The 18869-nt window shown below is 38.4% G+C and carries 13 protein-coding genes; 4 read left to right on the top strand and 9 right to left on the bottom strand.

The features are described 5' to 3' along the window. Positions 1–57: 57 nt before the first annotated feature. Genes IV514_RS08830 through IV514_RS08810 form a run of 5 tightly spaced genes read right to left on the bottom strand, consistent with a single transcriptional unit; the run spans position 58 to position 5419 of the window. Positions 58–1926 carry a VWA domain-containing protein gene (locus IV514_RS08830; RefSeq protein WP_206484638.1) on the bottom strand — a complete coding sequence of 623 codons (1869 nt, stop codon included), beginning with the start codon at positions 1924–1926 and terminating at the stop codon, positions 58–60. Then, on the bottom strand, positions 1919–2941 hold the full coding sequence (locus IV514_RS08825; protein WP_206484636.1) for a VWA domain-containing protein: 1023 nt from the start codon (positions 2939–2941) through the stop codon (positions 1919–1921). The genes IV514_RS08830 and IV514_RS08825 overlap by 8 nt, the downstream gene beginning before the upstream one ends. Next, complete coding sequence (locus IV514_RS08820) at positions 2938–3465, bottom strand: DUF4381 domain-containing protein (protein WP_206484635.1); 528 nt, start codon at positions 3463–3465, stop codon at positions 2938–2940. The genes IV514_RS08825 and IV514_RS08820 overlap by 4 nt, the downstream gene beginning before the upstream one ends. Beyond that, positions 3453–4454: a DUF58 domain-containing protein gene (locus IV514_RS08815; RefSeq protein WP_206484633.1), complete on the bottom strand. Its 1002-nt coding sequence runs from the start codon at positions 4452–4454 to the stop codon at positions 3453–3455. Before IV514_RS08815 ends, IV514_RS08820 begins: the two co-directional genes overlap by 13 nt. Before the next feature lie 8 nt (positions 4455–4462). After that, positions 4463–5419 carry a MoxR family ATPase gene (locus IV514_RS08810; RefSeq protein ID WP_206484631.1) on the bottom strand — a complete coding sequence of 319 codons (957 nt, stop codon included), beginning with the start codon at positions 5417–5419 and terminating at the stop codon, positions 4463–4465. Positions 5420–5684: 265 nt separating this feature from the next. Here IV514_RS08810 and fadI point away from each other — a divergent pair, with 265 nt between their 5' ends. The 3 genes from fadI to IV514_RS08795 all read left to right on the top strand — a co-directional run bounded on the left by fadI (position 5685) and on the right by IV514_RS08795 (position 9539). Further along, entirely contained in the window at positions 5685–6989 is a 1305-nt protein-coding gene (fadI, locus tag IV514_RS08805; protein ID WP_206484629.1) for an acetyl-CoA C-acyltransferase FadI, read from the top strand. Then, positions 6989–9127 carry a fatty acid oxidation complex subunit alpha FadJ gene (gene fadJ / locus IV514_RS08800; RefSeq protein WP_206484627.1) on the top strand — a complete coding sequence of 713 codons (2139 nt, stop codon included), beginning with the start codon at positions 6989–6991 and terminating at the stop codon, positions 9125–9127. The genes fadI and fadJ overlap by 1 nt, the downstream gene beginning before the upstream one ends. A gap of 211 nt (positions 9128–9338) precedes the next feature. Further along, the gene (locus IV514_RS08795; protein ID WP_206484622.1) at positions 9339–9539 is read left to right on the top strand and encodes a hypothetical protein; all 201 of its coding nucleotides are present in this window, start codon (positions 9339–9341) and stop codon (positions 9537–9539) included. A 202-nt stretch (positions 9540–9741) separates the two neighbouring features. Here the strand turns inward: IV514_RS08795 and IV514_RS08790 are convergent, their stop codons facing one another. From IV514_RS08790 to IV514_RS08780, 3 genes are all read right to left on the bottom strand, one after another. Further along, entirely contained in the window at positions 9742–10029 is a 288-nt protein-coding gene (locus IV514_RS08790; protein ID WP_206484620.1) for a hypothetical protein, read from the bottom strand. A 135-nt stretch (positions 10030–10164) separates the two neighbouring features. After that, on the bottom strand, positions 10165–14718 hold the full coding sequence (locus IV514_RS08785; RefSeq protein ID WP_206484618.1) for an EAL domain-containing protein: 4554 nt from the start codon (positions 14716–14718) through the stop codon (positions 10165–10167). Positions 14719–14861: 143 nt separating this feature from the next. Further along, positions 14862–17654: an insulinase family protein gene (locus tag IV514_RS08780; protein ID WP_206484617.1), complete on the bottom strand. Its 2793-nt coding sequence runs from the start codon at positions 17652–17654 to the stop codon at positions 14862–14864. A 169-nt stretch (positions 17655–17823) separates the two neighbouring features. On the opposite strand from IV514_RS08780, the gene sixA reads away from it, so the two are divergent. Beyond that, entirely contained in the window at positions 17824–18291 is a 468-nt protein-coding gene (sixA, locus tag IV514_RS08775; RefSeq protein WP_206484615.1) for a phosphohistidine phosphatase SixA, read from the top strand. 11 nt (positions 18292–18302) lie between these two features. On the opposite strand, the gene smrB is transcribed toward sixA, so the two are convergent. After that, a complete protein-coding gene (gene smrB, locus IV514_RS08770) occupies positions 18303–18851 on the bottom strand; it encodes an endonuclease SmrB (RefSeq protein WP_206484613.1) in 549 nt (182 codons plus the stop codon). Positions 18852–18869: the final 18 nt, after the last annotated feature.

The following is an 18869-nucleotide window of genomic DNA, read 5'->3' as shown; positions in this document are numbered from 1 at the left end:
CAAAACTTAAGGGTGATGCACATAAGCTAAAGAGGGCGATCACACTATATATAAATCTTACCACTTTTTCTTAACTCCTACGCTACTTCTATTTTGACGACGTTTTTGATATTCTAACTGCATCTTATTTCTTAATAACAAGTACGGATCATCGGTGACTTTATTTAACAATTGCTGATGCTTTTGTTGGGTTTCTTTATTTTGTTGTTCTTGTAATGCTTGAGCTTGGCGTGCTTGTTCAGCTTGCTCTTCATTATCACTTTTTTCTTGTGATGACTCAGCTTCCTGCTCTTTAGCCTGCTGCTGTTTTTGCTCTTCGGATTGTTGCTGATCAGCGTTTTGTTGTTGCTCCGATTGCTCAGATTGTTGTTGTTGATCTGCGTTTTGTTGCTGACTATTTTGCTCTTGCTGCTCTTGCTGCTCTTGCTGCTCTTGCTGCTCTTGCTGCTCTTGCTTAGATTGTTGGTCTGAGCTTTGTTGTTGATTTTGCTGCTGACCGTCTTGCTTTTGATCGTCTTGTTGCTGATCTTGCTGATTTTGATCCGACTGTTGCTGTTGATTCTCTTGTTGTTGTTTAAGTTGCTCAAGTAGCGCTTTGTTGGCTTTGGCATCTTCATGGTCAGGGTTAAGTGTTAATGCTTGTTGATAAGCGGCGATTGCTTGATCTAATTGTTGCATTTTAGCTAGCGCATTACCTTGGTTATAAAACGCGTTGGCATCATTTCCTTGTTTAAAGGCTTGCAAAGCTTGTTCATAATTGCCCGCCTGATAATGTGCGCTCCCTTGCCATTGAGGGTTTTCAAAGGTGTTTGCTGCTTTGGTAAACTCTTGTTGATTAAAATATTCTTGTCCCTGTTGATCTTTTGTTTGCCATAAATCGCTCCAAAAGTCGGCATAAACCGGTTGGCTAGGTGTCAGTAAAAACAGTAAAGGAATAATGGTCAGTAGGTTGCCTCGACGAAAATAAGTTAATACTAAAGGTAACACCGCAAATAATAAATAAGGACCAAATTCTTGCCACTGATCACCTGTTTGCGCACTTTCAGACTGTTTATCATCTTCTTTAGTCAGCGGTTGGCTGATGACATGATTAATGTCAGCAGATGAATTAGTTAATCGGGCATAATGACCGTTACCACGTTCCGCTACACCTTTAAGCGCTTGCTCTGTTAGTTTAGGAATAATAATTGCGCCATTACTATCTTTCATCAGTTCACCATTACTGAGTTTAATTGGCGCGCCTGCTGGTGTACCAATACCAATAACGTTTAAACGGTAGGGGTTATCTCGTGACCATTGTGTAATATCTTGAATTTCTTCGTTATCAATACCATCGGTAAACCAATAGATATCACCTTCTAAATGTCCGGCATTTTTCAACATTTTAGCGGCTAATGTTAACGCTGCAAGTGGGTTACTGCCCAGTTCAGGCATAAGATCTGGACTCAGTGAAGGCAGTAATAATTTGATGTTGTTAATGTCTTCCGTTAATGGGCTAATGGTAAACGCATCACCAGCATAAGCGATTAAACCTATTTCACCTTCATTAAGGCTATCGAGCAAATCAATAGCTTTATATCTTGCCCTTGTCACTCTATTGGGTGACAAATCGGTGGCATACATGGAGTACGACATATCCATCATTAATACCGAGCCTCGGGCTAACTGATAAACCGGTTGGGGTAATTTCTTCCATGTTGGTCCAGCTAGAGCAATAATTGTTAATAAGCCGATGATAAAGGGTAAAAGCAGGGAAGCAGGCTTTGCATGGCTTTGCTCTGAAACTAGCACTTTTGCTAAGTGTGCGGGTAATAGTTGATGCCAGCCAGATTGACTGACACGTAATCGTTTTATGAGATATAAAGCGATCAATAGTGCGAAGATGGCAAGTAGCCACCATGGGCGAATAAAATGAAAATCAGTCATGTTGGCCACCTAATGAGTGATTTTTACTTTGACGAGGTAATAAATAGGGCAAGCTTTTTATTAAAAGGGTTATGAACGCCAGAATAACTGCAAGTGCTAACGGGTAATAAAACAATGCTGTTAAAGGGCGCATTTGTTGCTGCTCTTGCTCTACAGGCTCTAATTGGTCGAGTAGCTGATAAATTTCATTCATGTCTTCACTGCTGCGGGCGCGAAAATATTGGCCACCCGTTTGCTCTGCTAAGCGTTTTAAAGATTTTTCATCTAATTCACTTGATGGGTTAACCCGGCGTTGGCCAAACAGTGATTGCTGGATCATCACATCGGCACCGATACCGACTGAATAGATAGTCACACCTTTGGCAACGGCTAACTCAAGCGCCTGATCAGGTTGTATTTTTCCTGCGGTATTCTGACCATCGGTTAACAGGAGTAATACTCGATTCGACTCTTTTTTCTCATCGAAACGCTTGACCGCTAAGGCGATAGCATCACCAATCGCGGTTTGTTTTCCCACAAGACCTAAAACGGTTTCATCTAACATTTGCTGTACAGTTTTACGGTCAAAAGTCATTGGTGTCTGCATATAAGCATCATCACCGAATAAAATTAAACCGATACGGTCGCCCACGCGTCGCTCAATAAATTCACCAAGTAGCACTTTGAGCATCTCTAGCCGATTCACTGAGTTGCCGTTCAGACTCATATCTTCTACTTGCATACTGCCAGAAAGATCAACCGCCACCATCATTTCACGGCCTTGGGTCGGGATATTTACTGCATCTCCTAACCATTGCGGTTGACTGGTCGCTATGACTAATAACACCCATAAACTGGTTAATAAGGAAAGTGGTGCTTTTTTGCCACTTGTGCCCGCTTCTGTACTCGGTAATCCTTGAACTAATGTTGGCATGCGTAATGGCGCTGCTTCATTTTTATTTTTTGCCGGCAACCAATAAATAACTAAGGGCAAAGGTAATGCAATTAATACCCAAGGAAGCGCAAACTCGATCATGATTGTGCCTCCTTAACAGCTAAGGTGCCTGATACTGCTTGTTGGCGCTCATTCATGGTTTGTATATTTTTTTTCGTTAATGCCGTTTTTATCCATAATGTCACTGCTTTGGTCAGCGCCTCATTGTCAGTATTTTCAGTCGAGCTCAATTGATATTGGGTGATAAGCGCATGATCGATTGTTTGAATAAAAGGAGCTTGTTGAGATTGTTCCGGTAATAACTGTGTTAAAAATTCACCAAACTGTTGTCCATGAAGAGCAGCAATTTCTGCACGAGGAAAATACTGTAAACAGAGCCATTTCAATGTTTCAAGTATTTCTTGTTGTGAGAGTTGGTTATTTGATAAATGAGTTAATGCTTGTTTTTTAGCACGATTGAAGCGACGTGCCATTAACCAGTGACGGATGATTAAAGCTGTTGTCAGTAAAATGAATGCGGCAAGCAGCCACCAACCGTAAGCAAGGGGAAAATTACTTACTGGAGTTGGCATGTGTATCGCTTTCAGTTGATTTAACGGATCCATGGAGCTACTCCGTTTTTAATTTGATCTTCTAATAACTGGCCGGCGCTGAAACTGAGTAATCGTGCGCCTGCTTTTTCGAGTAGTTGCTGCTTTTGTTTAAGAAAACTTTGAGCCTGCTGCTGGTAACGTTGTGCTGTGGCTTTATCACCTAAGGTTAAATGTTGCTTGCGTTCACCATCGGTAACGCTAACAGTTAATTTATGCTCACATGGTGGCAATTCGTTTTCTAAAGGATCTGAAATTAAACACACAACTAATTCACAATGACGGCTGATATTCGATAAATGGCGGATCGCTTCTTGATTAACGTGGTAACCGTCGGTGATCAAATAGACCAAACTACCAGGCCGAGATAATTGGCGTAAACGCAAGCAGTTTTGCTCGAACGCTAATTGATTGGCTTGTTCATTTAATGGTGTATTTAACAGTTGTTCACTTTCATTATGACAACGGGTTAGGGCATGCAAATAGTGTAATACGCCTTCTTTACGGCTACGAGGTTTAAGTTCAGTATGTTGTGTTTGATTAAAGACAATACCCCCGATACGGTCGCCTCGTCCTTTAGCATGCCATGCTACCAACGCAGCAAGGTGTGCACCTTGTACCGATTTGAAAAGTAGTTGACTACCAAAAAGCATGTTGGTACTTAAATCAGTAGCAATAAGCACGGGTCGTTCAACTTCTTCTCTGAAAAGTTTGGTGTGGGTTTTACCTGTTCGAGCCGTGACTCGCCAGTCGATGGCGCGAATATCATCGCCATTTTGGTAATGGCGAACTTCATCAAATTCCATACCTCGTCCTTTAGAACGGGCGAGGTAATTTCCGCTCATTTGACCTTTTAGGTTTTTGGCGGCGGTCAAATTAATCAAGGAAGCTTTATTTTGGTACTGGATTAATTCGTTAATTGATAAGTTGATCCCCGAACTAGCCACTTGTTCAAGTAACTTATCGGGAGTTGCCTGTTGTTTTACCGTTTGATTTAACCACATAGTAGACTTTAAGCGACTGCGACTAAACTTAATAAATGATCAAGCAATTGGTTTGCGTTAATGCCTTCGGCTTCTGCTTGGTACGTTAATAAGATCCGATGGCGTAATACATTGTGAAAAACTGCTTGTACATCTTCTGGACCGACAAAGTCTCTGCCGTGTAACCACGCTCTCGCTCTTGCGCATCGATCAAGGGCGATTGTTGCGCGAGGGCTAGCGCCATAAGCTAACCATTGTTTGAGTTTATCATCATATTGCTCAGGCTGGCGTGTTGCCATGATCAAATCGACGATGTATTTTTCAATCGCAGGTGCCATGTGAATTTTCATCACTTGCTCACGGGCTGCAAAAATATCGGCTTGAGAAATTTCACTGACTTTAGGCTGCTCTTCACCAATGGCTTCACCACGGTTGAGTTTTAGTATTTCTAGCTCACTGGCTGCATCAGGGTAGTCAATTTCAACATGCATTAAGAAACGATCCAATTGCGCTTCAGGTAATGGGTAGGTACCTTCCTGCTCAATTGGGTTTTGTGTGGCCATTACTAAAAATAGCTCAGGTAAAGGATAAGTTTTGCGTCCTACGGTAATTTGTCCTTCAGCCATCGCTTCTAATAAGGCTGATTGTACTTTAGCTGGCGCACGGTTGATTTCATCGGCTAAAACCAAATTACGAAAAAGCGGCCCTGACTGAAAGACAAAACTGCCGTCTTCAGGGCGATATATATCGGTACCCGTTAAATCAGCAGGAAGTAAATCTGGGGTAAATTGAATCCGGTGAAAGTCGGCTTCTATGCCATCAGCCAATGCATTAACCGCTCTCGTTTTCGCTAAACCTGGAGGACCTTCTACAATTAAGTGACCATTTGCTAACAAAGCGATTAATAAATTATCAACTAATGCCGTTTGACCAATAATTTGATTTGATAAATGTGCTTTTAACGAAGAAAAGTATTCAATTGCCATATAGATTCGTTCTTTATTGTTAATGAATTGTTAGTTAATCGATTCGACCTAAGCTTTTATATATGGTTCAAGATTTTAAATACAAGTGCTAGAGATAAAATGTAAAACATATTGTCGAATAAAACTCGAGAACCCGAAGTAATAGCATATTATTACTCAAGGGGAACAGTGATTCAGTTGAAATATCAAAATTACAAGGTAGAATGAAATTACAACAAGAGGTCAGACCTCTTTAGCTAAGTTCAATGACCAATGAGGATAAGTCATGACGATAAAATTACAAACAGCGGGTGGGGAGCGAATAGCCATTGTTGCCGGGCTTCGAACACCATTTGCTAAACAAGCAACAGCATTTCATGGTGTACCCGCAGTTGATTTAGGCAAATTGGTTGTTAACGAATTAATCAAAAAGCATGATGTCGATCCTGCGATTATTGAACAGCTAGTGTTTGGGCAGGTGGTACAAATGCCAGAAGCGCCTAACATAGCCAGAGAAATTGTGCTTGGTACTGGCATGGATGTTAGTACCGATGCTTATAGTGTTTCTCGCGCTTGTGCGACAAGCTTTCAGTCTACTGTTAATGTTGCTGAATCAATTATGGCTGGCATTATTGATGTTGGTATTGCTGGCGGTGCTGACTCATCTTCTGTTGCACCGATTGGCCTTTCGAAAAAATTCGCCCGTACTTTATTAGATCTGAGTAAAACTAAGACCTTAGGTCAAAAACTGTCATTACTTAAAACCTTGCGCTTTAAAGATATTTTACCAGTTCCTCCAGCTGTTGCTGAGTATTCAACTGGGTTATCAATGGGACAAACCGCTGAACAAATGGCGAAAACCCATGGTATTACGCGTCAAGCACAAGATGAGCTAGCACATCGTTCTCATACTTTAGCGACAAAATCATGGCAAGAAGGCAAACTAGCCGACGAAGTGATGACCGCACATGTTGAACCGTATAAAGCATTTATTGATAAAGATAACTGTATACGAGAAAACTCAGAGTTAGCCGGGTATGAAAAATTACGTCCGGTTTTTGATCGTAAACATGGCACGGTAACAGCGGCCAACAGTACCGCTTTAACCGATGGTGCTTCAGCGGTGCTTATTATGCGAGAAGGGCGGGCAAAAGAGTTAGGTTATCAACCATTAGGTTATATTCGAAGTTATGGTTTTGCTGCCATTAATGTGTGGCAGGATATGTTAATGGGGCCAAGCTATGCGACACCATTAGCATTAAAACGAGCGGGCATGGAATTAAAAGACTTAGATTTGATTGAAATGCATGAAGCATTCGGGGCGCAAGCGCTAGCGAACATGAAAATGTTTGCCAGTGACAAGTTTGCCCAAGAACATTTAGGCCGAGACAAAGCCATTGGTGAAATTGATATGGATAAATTTAATGTTATGGGAGGCTCGCTTGCTTATGGTCATCCATTTGCTGCTACTGGCACTAGGTTAATCGTTCAAACACTCAATGAATTAAAACGTCGAGGAGGGGGCACTGGTTTAACAACCGCATGTGCCGCTGGTGGTCTTGGTGCAGCTATGATTGTGGAGACAGATTAATGGATAACAATAAGCAAACTTTTACATTAGTAAGACAAGATAATGGCATTGCTCATTTGGTGATGGATGTTGCTGGTGAGTCAATGAATACTCTTAAGGCTGCTTTTGCTGAAGAAGTCTCAAAAGTCTTAAGTGAAATCAAGCAAGACAACACACTTCGTGGCGTGGTTCTGGTTAGCGGTAAAAAAGACTCTTTTGTTGCTGGGGCAGACATTAACATGTTGGCGAGTTGCCAAAGTGCACAAGAAGCGATTGCCTTGTCTCGACAAGGGCAAATGATTTTTGACCAGCTAGAGCAAATTGACATTCCAGTAGTTGCTGCCATTAATGGCGCTTGTTTAGGTGGTGGTTTAGAGCTGGCAATGGCTTGTCATGCCAGAATTTGTAGTGACAACCCTAAAACTGCATTAGGTCTGCCGGAAGTACAGTTAGGTTTATTACCAGGTAGTGGTGGCACGCAGCGTTTACCTAAACTGGTAGGTATTCAAAAAGCCTTGGATATGATGCTAACAGGCAAGCAGCTCCGGGCCAAGCAAGCGTTGAAAGCGGGGCTTGTTAATGATGTGGTGCCTGAAAGTGTGCTAACGGATGTCGCTGAAAAATTAATTCTATCAGGCAAAGTTAGCGGCGGTAAGCCTAAATACTCTAAGGTTAAACTTAATATGCTTGGTAAGTTCCTTGAAAGAACGGCACCGGGAAGAAAAGTACTTTTTAATCAAGCAACTAAAACCGTATTAGGCAAAACGAAAGGTAACTACCCTGCACCGTTGAAAATTATTGATTGTGTTAAAACCGGTGTTGAGCAATCTCCAGCGAAAGGCTATCAACTCGAAGCGGATCATTTTGGTCATTTAGTGATGACGCCAGTATCAAAAGAATTGCGCCAAATTTTCTTTGCGACAACTGATATGAAAAAAGAACAGGGTATTGAAGGCGTAGAAGCTTTACCTATCAGTAATGTCGCAGTACTCGGTGGTGGATTGATGGGGGGAGGCATTGCGTTTGTTACCGCAACAAAAGCTAAATTGCCTGTACGGATAAAAGACATTAATCATCAAGGCATTCATCATGCGCTGAAATACAGTTTTGATATCTTAAATAAGAAAGTGAAACGTCGCTTTATGAAAAAAAGCGAACAGCAAAAACAAATGTCGATGATCACAGGGACAACAGACTATACAGGTTTCAAAGCAACAGATGTTGTTATTGAGGCTGTATTTGAAGACTTAGCTTTGAAACAAAATATGGTGGCTGATATTGAAAGCCATTGTAAAGAAAGCACTATATTTGCCAGTAACACATCGAGCCTACCGATAGGGCAAATTGCAGAAAAAGCTAAACGCCCAGAGAATGTGATAGGTTTACACTATTTTTCTCCCGTAGATAAAATGCCTTTAGCTGAAATCATTGCTCATGATAAAACCTCTGATCAAACCATTTCTACGACAGTTGCATTGGCGAAAAAACAAGGGAAAACACCGATTGTGGTAAAAGACAAAGCTGGATTTTATGTCAATCGTATTTTAGCGCCTTATATGAATGAAGCAGCTATATTGTTACTTTCGGGTGAGCCAGTGGAGAAGATTGATAAAGCCTTGGTTAAGTTTGGCTTCCCTGTGGGTCCAATGCAATTATTGGATGAAGTGGGTATTGATATTGGAGCGAAAATAGGTCCGATCTTAGAAGCTGAATTAGGAGAACGATTTGCGCCGCCATCAGCATTCAATAAGCTGATTGAGGATGGCCGTTTAGGAAGAAAAACCAAGAAGGGCTTTTATCAATACAATACTAAGAAAAAGCAAGTAGACGAGAGTGTATATCAATTACTCGGCATTACTAAGTCAGAATCGCTGTCGACGGAAGATATCAGTTTGCGCTGTACTTATATGATGCTTAATGAAGCAGTACGGTGTTTCGATGAAGGTATTATACGAAATGCTCGTGACGGTGACATTGGTGCTATTTTTGGTATTGGCTTTCCACCATTTTTAGGAGGGCCATTTAGGTATATCGATCAAGTAGGTGCTAATAACATTGTGGTGAAATTAAACCAATGGAAGCAGGAAGTGGATGCTAGATTCACGCCTTGTCAGTTATTGGTCGATATGGCTGAAAAGGGAGAGTTATTTTATCCTTAATCGTCACCCTATACTCCGGTAGGTTTTTGCCATTACAGAGGCAAAATATTGTTCAGAAAGAGGCATAGATTTGCCTCTTTTTTTATTCATTGAAGGCATTATTTATCAACTAGGAAATGTTGAATATTTACTCTAAAAATGTTGAAAAAAAAGCCTTGATCAATTATATTGCGCGCCATTAGTTTTCATTCAGCATTTGGGCTAAACGAGTATGTTTTTGGTTGCTAGCGTTGTCGCGTTACTATTTTCAATTTTCTTCTATTGTCAGGCGTTAACCAGTGGCTTAGGTCGTAAGCGTTGGGCTGTTGCTGGTTTAGTATTTGGCCCGTTGATTTGGCCGATGTTTTGTATGAAAAAACGCATGAAAGTCAATCAAATGTTTGGCTTTAATTGCCTTGTCTTTCGCGCTTAATTTAGGTGTGAGTCCTTTAAGTAAAATATAACCGCTAACATCCTTGTCGCGAATATCTATTAAAAGCTTTGCTCTTTATGGCTCATAGATAAGCTTATAAAGACTTAGCTGTTACTTCAATGATTTTAATTTTAGCAGCTATAGCGTTTTCTTTAGGTGCCGCTATGAAAATTGATTTAAATAATTTGATCATAAATTGCTCCTAGATTTTAATTCTTTTTCCAGCTTGCTTAATTGAGAATTCATCAGAAATTTTAATTCTTTTTCCTGCTTGCTTGATTGAGAATTCATCAGAAATTTTAATTCTTTTTCCAGCTTGCTTGATTGAGAATTCATCAGAAATTTTGATTCTTTTTCCAGATTGCTTTATTGAGAATTCATCAGAAATTTTGATTCTTTTTCCGCTTTGTTCTACTTCTAATGTGACAGCGTCAACGCTTGGTGCTGGTGCTGCATTCATTGCAAGAGATAATATTAGTGAGCTAATCATTGTTGTTATTCCTTTTCATGTTAATTGAATAATTCAAGCAATGTATAGCGATATCCATGCCAATGTTTCAGCCCTTGATTTATAAGGGCTGGCAACACGAAATTAGACGATGTCAAAAATTTGTCAAAAGGTGTATTAGCTGAGTTTATTAAATGACGTAGATTTGTCGGTGATCTGGTGAGAAAGTAAATAACTTTTAAAATCCTTCTCAGGAAGAGGCTTGCTGTACAAATAACCTTGTAGCTGCTCACAGCGTAAGCCTGATAGAAAACTCAGTTGTTGGTTGCTTTCTACCCCTTCAGCAACCACTTGTAAACCTAAGTTATGCGCAATGGTGACGATTGTAGCAACCATATTGCGTCCTTGCTCGGAGGTTTCAATATCATCAACAAAAGCTTTATCAATTTTTAAGGTATTGAGCGGGAATTTTTTCAAATATGCCAAAGAGGAGTAGCCAGTGCCAAAATCATCCAGAGATAAGTGGATACCTAAGGCACGAATTTGTTTCATGGTGTCTATGGCTTTTTGCGGCGAGTCCATGACGGTACCTTCGGTAATTTCTAATTCAAGGTGTTTTGCAGGCAGTTTTGTTTCAATTAATATCGCTTGGATCATGCCAACTAAGTTAGGCTGAGTAAATTGTACCGCAGACAAGTTAACGGCAATACGTCCATCAAAAAGCCCTGCATCAATCCAAGCTTTTGTCGCGTAACAGGCTTTTCTTAATACGATCTCACCAATATCAATAATTTGACCAGTTTCTTCTGATACGGGAATAAACAGTACTGGGCTGATAATGCCTTTTGATGGCGTTTCGAAACGAACGAGTGCTTCCATGCCCGCAACCTTGCCAGTAGTAATTTCAATTTTAGGTTGATAGAACACCGAAAAATAATCTTCTTTTAGGCCGTGGCGAATTAAACTTTCAATCTGTAAGCGTTTAACTGCTTGCTTGTTCATTGAGCCATTAAAGAATTGATACTGATTACCGCCAGAGTTTTTCGCATGATACATGGCAGTATCGGCATTTTTTAATAAATCGTGTGGAGACACACCATCTTCAGGGTAAAGGACAATACCAATACTTGAATACAACACTATTTCTTGGCTTTTGAGTTTTAATGGCTGGGCAATCGTCCTTAGAATGGTTTTTGCTATCGAGGTGATGGTATGAATATCATTAGTATCTTCAATAATTAAACTAAACTCATCTCCACCCAAACGGTAAATTGTATCGTGTTTTCGTCCTACCGAACGAAGTCTTTCTGCAACTTTACACAGTAAAATATCGCCTACTTCGTGCCCCATGGAGTCATTGACTTTTTTAAAGTTATCGAGGTCAAAGACTAATAGAGCATGGGGAATTTTTTTATTCACTAAACGTGTTTGGTGAGCTTGAAAATATGAACGGTTTGGTAAGCCAGTTAAGGTGTCGGTATTAGCGAGTTTTCTTAACTCTGCTTCGGTTTCTTTACGTTTGGTGATATCTGAAAATACACCAACAAAATGCGAAATGGCTTTGTTTTCATCACGGATCACATCAATATTTAAATCCGTCAGGTAGATTTGTCCATTATCACGTTTACTTTCAATTTCACCATGCCAACTTCCTTTAGTAATTAAATGCTTTTTAACATCCATGGTAAAAGAGTCTGGATATCGACTGAAATTTAGGGTTTCTCCCAGCATTTGTCGCTTACTTTTTCCAGTAATACGTTGGAAGGATTTATTAACATCAACGGTATTAAATTTACGGTCATAAATCACTACGGCATCAGAGATGTTTTCAATGCATTTGGCAAATAGTTTTAACCGTTCATCGGCTTTTTTGATTTGACTAATATCTTTGAGTGTCCCTGTCATCCGTAGCGGTCTGTTCTTATCATCACGCTCAACTATTTTGCCGCGATCAAGTACCCAAATCCATTGACCATTTTTGTCTTTGACTCGGTAAGTGGCTTCAAAATGTTCAGTTTTTTCATCAAAATGATCTTTTAATGCTTGGGTTATTCGATTGATGTCGTCTTTGTTAATATTTGTTTCATTATTATCATTATTGCCAACATTGCGTTTACCATCTTGGGGAAATTCAAGGATGCCCCAGATATTTGAACGGTAAATTTTACTGTGTTTAATATTCCAATCCCACATCTCATCGCCACTGCCCCAAAGGGATAACTTTAAGCGTTCTTCACTGGCTTTGATTTGTAAATGGTATAATCGTTTATGACGAAATTGTTGTAATAAATAGGCGACTATAAGTAATACCGTTAAGGTATAGATAAGCATGGCACCGTTTGATAGCCACCACGGAGGTAATATCTTTACCTTAATAGATTTTTCTTTAACGATGGACGGATCATATTTATCAAAAGCTTGTACGATAAATTGATAATCACCAGCACTAATATTAGTGTATGTTGCTCGCAAATTTTGCAGATCTGTTTCTATCCAATTATCTTCTAGACCAGATAATTTGTAGCGATAACCGACTTGGCTAGCCAATTTTGCATTCGGAGAGATAAAATCAAAACTAAAAGGAGAGTGGAAATAACTTAAAGTTATTTCCTTTATGCTATTGAGATTTTCATTGAGCATTAATTGTTTTGCATCTTTTGTTTTTTCTTCTTTTGATGAGTTAATTTTAACTTTTTTGTTAGCGACAAGTAGTGCTGTTAAAATGGGGTTATGTAGTTTTTGGTTTGATTTGATAAGATTTTCTGGTTCAAAATAATATAAACCTGATGTTCCTCCTAAATATATTTTACCATTATAAGTAGCTGAGCTTTGGTATAAAAATTCGTTTTTAGTAAGGAAGTAATCCTGATAGAAATTTTGAACTTTATCACCACCCTCTGAAATTAAACTAATACCTTTATTGGTACTAATCCAAAATTCGTTATTTTTTCTTGGGATTATGTCTGCAATAAAGTTATTTGACAGTAATGAAGTTTCATTTATCAATTTTGTTGACTTATTAGCTTTGTTTATTAGTAAGATACCTTGGGAGGTGGAGCCTAAAGCGATAAAATTTTTAGAAACCTTGATACTTATTGCTGGAGTATTAGCAAATAGGCTCTCGTTGTTTATGTAAAAGTCTGTAAAACTATCATTATCAATATTAAAAATTTGTATTGAATTGCTGTTAGAAGTTAACCAGATTTTATTTTGATCTAGGTATAAACTAGAAAAAGGAGCTTTTTTACTTTTATAACTTTTAAGCTCTTGTGAATTCAAATTGAACGAAGATAAATTTTTATTTTTATTAATAAACCATATATTATTCTTGTGTATAGCCGTTCCTGTGAATAACTCTATTTTTACCTGCTCTTGCCAACTTTCTATTTCTTGAAGCTTTGAATTCTCTGGAATATATGAAAATAACTTGTTGTCGTCTGAGAGTAATAATAACTTATTATTTAATGACCTAATCTGATAAATGGTATTTTCTATAAATACATGACTCTTCACTTTTTTGTTTCTAAGGTTAAAACTCATTAATCGGTGAGAGTCTGTAAACCAGATCTCATCTTTTAACCTCGTCATTGAAACTAAGTTTTTTAAATTTAGCTCTTCAGAAGAGAAAACTTTTCTAATTAAGTTTGACTCAAAATCATAAGATTTCAAACCGTTATTGGTTCCTACCCATAATCTGTCATATGAATCTTCTAATAATGAATATGTTACATTTGCTACTTCGTTTTTGGCTAAGTTTTTATATAAGTAGTTTTCAGTTTTATCTTCAAGAGGGTTTATTGATTTTAAGCCTTCATCAGTTGCTACCCAGACATGTGCATTATCTGTCAAAGAAATAGCTCTAGATTCGACTGCTAGATTAGTTTCGCCAGAAACAAAGTACTGATTGATCAATTCATAACTTTCATTAAGTACATAAACGCCATTGTTGGTAGCTAACCAGTATTGTTTGTTTTTATATTTGATCTGGTTGATTTTATTTGTATTCTGTCCTATTTGCTTTTGTACTTTTTCTTGAATACTCAAGTCTAATAGGAAGTCATCATTAACGATAATAAAACCATTTTCAAAGCTAGCTAACCAATAGTTACCATTATTATCCTGAAAAATAGTTTTAATTTCTTTTAGGTTAACTGTCGTGCTATCGCTGAGCCTGCGTACTCTAACTCTGATAAATTGCTGATTTTCTGGATTATATTTATGCAGAGCCGTTTCAGTACTGACCCATAGTTGTTGTGAATTATCTTGGTAAATATCCCAAATAACATTATCTTTTAGTGAGTTGGCTTGAGAAGCATCAAATTGAAAATTAGTGAAATTATCAAATTGCTTATTATACCTACTTAAACCATTCTGAGTTCCTACCCAAATATTGCCTTCATCATCAATAAATAATTTTCGAACAATATTATCGGCTAAACTATTTTTATCATTTATAATATTACGCTTATGTCTAAATTTTTTACCGTCGTAAATGTTCAAACCGTCTTGTGTTGCAATCCATATCAGACCGTCACTATCTTCAATAATATCGTAGACATCACTCTGGGATAATCCTTCATTATTTGTTAAATGTTTTATATTTATACTTTGTTTGATATTAGTTTGAGCGGCTATTGCTATATTTTGGAAAATAAGGGGGAAGGCTAGTATGAGTACGCATAGCACTTTAATTAAAGGAGAAAATAAATACTTAACTGATGAAAACAGCACAAAATGACCTTGGATAAAAAGTTGTTATTTTTATAGTTACTCCATTACAAAGCAAGCTTAGTGCTAAGTCAACTCTTAGCTGCTTATCTACCTACAAAGATTAAGCATTTCTGCTCAATTTTGTCTATTTTTATGTAAAATTACTACTTAGTTGGGCATTTTGATAATAAATCGGGTAGTTTTTCGAAAATTGTACTGGTACTTTCTTTCTGTTTATTATCTTTGTGTTGCTTAATAGAAGATAGTGCAAAGCGATCTGGATTTTTTTTATCACTAGCTAAAATATGCTCAATAAATTGGATAATATCTTGCTGACTAAGTGACAAAATATTATCGATTAGATGTTGTTTTTGTTTAAAGTCGCTTTCTTTATTACAAATACTTGACCAAAAACGCTGACTTCTCATGCGTAAACTAGTGTCTTTTTCTTGTAATTGGCTAGCTAAGCCATGTTGTAAGTGCTGCCAGTCTTGCTCTGGCATTTGCTTGACTGCGTCGCTACAGTTTTTGATAAATTCGTCCATGGCTTGGTTAAGCTGGGTGGCATCATAATTAGGTGATTGGATATAAAAGGCAATGCCGGGATAGCGATTGATGGGAACAAAGCCGACCCCGACTAAATAACCATATTGCTTCTGTGTACGCATTTGATGAAAAAACAATGGAGACAGTAGTTGACTGGTGATCATAGTTTTAGCAATGGTTATCAAGTTTCTTTCTTTTATTGGATAATACAAGACACTGGCGTGATCATGTTCCGGTAAATATAGCGGAATATTGATTTCTCCTTTATCGGCAATGTCTAGCACTTTAATCTCTACTTGATGTTTGTCGCTATAGTGATGATTAAAGGAGTGTTTAACGATTGAACCAAGATGTAATGCATCTTTTTCACGCCAGTTGCCATGAACTAACATCTCTATTGATACATGATTGAAAAGCGTACGACAAAACTGGTTAAAAGTCTGGTAATCAACCGATAATAATGCATGTGCTAAATGTTCAGTGCTTGGACTTTTCGGTTGCATGATGGCACTTAATGCAGAGAATAACTGTGAAATAGATTTACTTTTTTCTGAGTTTTTCCAGTGGTTGATCAATTGGTATTTTATCAAGGTAAATTTTTCTTGATCGAACTTAAAGCTTTGCAACTGTGCTAATAGTTTTGTTAGTAATAAATCCTGTTTAGTGTTCACCCCTGATAATTGTAGTGTTAATCCACCTTGGTGAGCATAGAGGTGATAATGAATGCCCGCTAACTCAGCATCATAATGTTGTTCGATTACCGCATCTGAATATAAATCAACAAACAATCGTGTCATGGCTATATGTGCATTTGAACTGACAGTGTAAGGACTATCAATACCGATATAGATATAACCTTTAGGAACATTAAAAGTATGATCTTGTTTAAACCAAAGGGTATAACCATCCTCTTGGTCGATGCAGCTAGGAACAATGGGTTTTGTTTTGCCTTTTCCCTCAAGATCATGCGAATGCACCTTTGGTTGTTGTACTATATATTGGTTGGCTGGTGGTAACTCAAGTTCAGGAATAGTGGTTGAATTACGCCATTCGCTAAGTTGTTGTTCGCTAATTGGCACAATGCGATAAGGCACTTGATACCAATGGCTCTCTGTTTCTGTTTCTACGTTCTGACTAATTAACACATAACGCATGTTTTCAGGTGTAAATAGTGTGAGTAATTGGGTTAGCGTGCCCTCACTTAAACCATCCATTGCATAATCCCCGAAGATATAATCAGCTTCGGGGTAATGATGCATATTAATAACTAATTGGCTGACGGAGTCGAGCGGCTTCATTTTTTCATGGTATTGAAAAGAAAGTTCTGCAATTGCTTTTTTCTCTTGATAGAAGTGCTCAGGCAATGGTTGCTGTTTTAATAGGGCCAAGTAACTAAAAACAATGTCAATGATTTCATTGATATGTTGTTCACCTATTTCAGTTAAGCGTATGCTGATGTTGAAATCTTTAAAATTATAGCCATTTACCCCAGAACCTGCGGTTAAGCCAAGTGCCCATTGTTTTTGTTTCAATAACGATAAAATACTCTTTGGGCCTTCGTGCCCAAGAAGGTAAGACAATAACGACTCAGGCTTTTCACGATAGTATTGGTCAATGCTGGGTAATGCAAAGCTAATAATTAATTGGTGGTCGTTTTTAACTGGCTTGACATGTAGCCCAATTTTTTGATGTTGTGTGAGGTACAGAGGTACATCTGGTAAGTGCTGTTTTTGCTTATTTGCGCTTATTTCAGAGAAATATTGTTTGGCATACTTTTGTAATTCGTCGAGTGATTGAGGCCCTTCAAGCACTAATGTCATTGCTTTTGCGACATAATAAGTTTTAAAAAACTCGGTAACTTCCTGGCGCAGGTCAGAGCCTGTTTTATCGCCAAGCGTTGTGGTATTACCGACGGAGAACTTGGCAAAAGGATGAGCGGGGTTAATGGTTGCTTTATGAACATCATATAAGCGACGAATATCATCTTTTAGTTTAAGCTTAAATTCCGCATCGATATTTTTACGTTCTTTATTAATAAATTCTTTGGATAATAATGGCGCAACAAAAAATTGACTAAATCTATCTAAAGCTTGTGCAAAGTGAGTGTGATGAATGTCAAAGAAAAAGCATGTGTGTTCGGTTGCGGTCCACGCATTATTGCTACCACCATATTGACTAATAAATTGTTGATACTCACTACCGTCAGGGTACTTTTCTGTCCCTAGAAATAACATATGCTCTAAAAAGTGCGCTAACCCTTGCCTATCTTTAGGATCGCTAAAGTGCCCGACATTAACTGCAAGTGCCGCGGCAGACTTGTTTGATTCACTATTGCTCACAAGTAATACCCGTAAACCATTATTTAATAATAATGGCTGATATTGCTTATGATCATTAGGACTTTGCTTCAAAGTTAGCTCCATTTTATGGTGTGTGATTTATATCATAGCTTAGCTAAATTACCCTATGGAATAAGATGAGTCTATTTTATTCTTAACAGATGTTATAACTATGGTCATGTTTCCTTTACTATAGCGGCAAATAATGAATTCTTATTAATTTTGGCATTGCGGAAACTATATGCAAATTTTTGTTATGCGCCACGGGAATGCGGTGCCAAGCGGTCCGAGTGATGCGCAACGCGAATTAACTGAGCTAGGCTTTCAAGAAGCAAAAACCATGGCGAAATGGTTGAATGCTCAAAATATTCACATTGATCATGTATTAGTTAGCCCTTATCAACGAGCCCAGCAAACGGCGCAAACGGTGATTAAAGATTTAGAGCAGGCACCTATGTGTCAGACGCTTGATTTTATCACACCTTCGGGATGCGTGAAAACAACTCATGACTACATTGATGGTATGGAGTGTTGTCAGTATTTATTGATTGTGTCGCATATGCCATTTGTCAGTTATTTAGTGTCAGAGTTAACGAGTGGTATGGCGTCACCGCTTTTTCAAACAGGTGCTATTGCACAGCTTGAATATGATGAACAGCAAATGCGTGGTGATTTACTCACCTTAATCTCCCCTAATGAAGTGGGCTGATATCAGTTTCTCTATTCGTTAAGGGTAAATTTATCGTGTAAGTCTATTAATACGAGTAATGCGCCTTTGCCTCCCCATTCTAATGGGGCTTGATGAAAGGCGATAACATCGGGGTGCTGAACCAGCCAATGTGGGACTTTGTTTTTTAAAATACGACTTCCCAAACCATGTACAATACAGACACATTGAGCATGTTCTTTTTGACATGCATAGAGCAGGGCGGCTATTTCATGCTTGGCTTGTTGTTGGTCAAGCCCATGAAGATCTAAAATGAGATCCGGGGCATAGACGCCTCGCCTAAGGTTTTTCGCTTCGTAGCTATTGCTGCCATCGCGAACGTACTTGGTTGGCCCTTGCTCAGAAAGCATTGGCTCATATTCATCAGAGAAATGAAAGCTGGCGAGTTGTTGATTTTTTTCTTTTTGCGCTAGCTGGTTTGATTTAGGCTTGATGCTTTTTTTGACTGGGTGTATGGTGTCGAGCACCATAGGTTTTACCTTTCCTATGGCATCTTTAAATAGTTGTTTTTCTTGGGGTGATAAAGCATCTTTAAATTTCATAGGTGAAGTCTAAAAATA

It is taken from the genome of Thalassotalea sp. G2M2-11 (genome assembly GCF_017168195.1).
In the GTDB taxonomy this organism is placed as follows: Bacteria; Pseudomonadota; Gammaproteobacteria; order Enterobacterales; family Alteromonadaceae; genus Thalassotalea_E.
The sequence above is the reverse complement of the archived record's forward strand: the minus strand, read 5'-3'. Positions and strand labels throughout refer to the sequence as shown.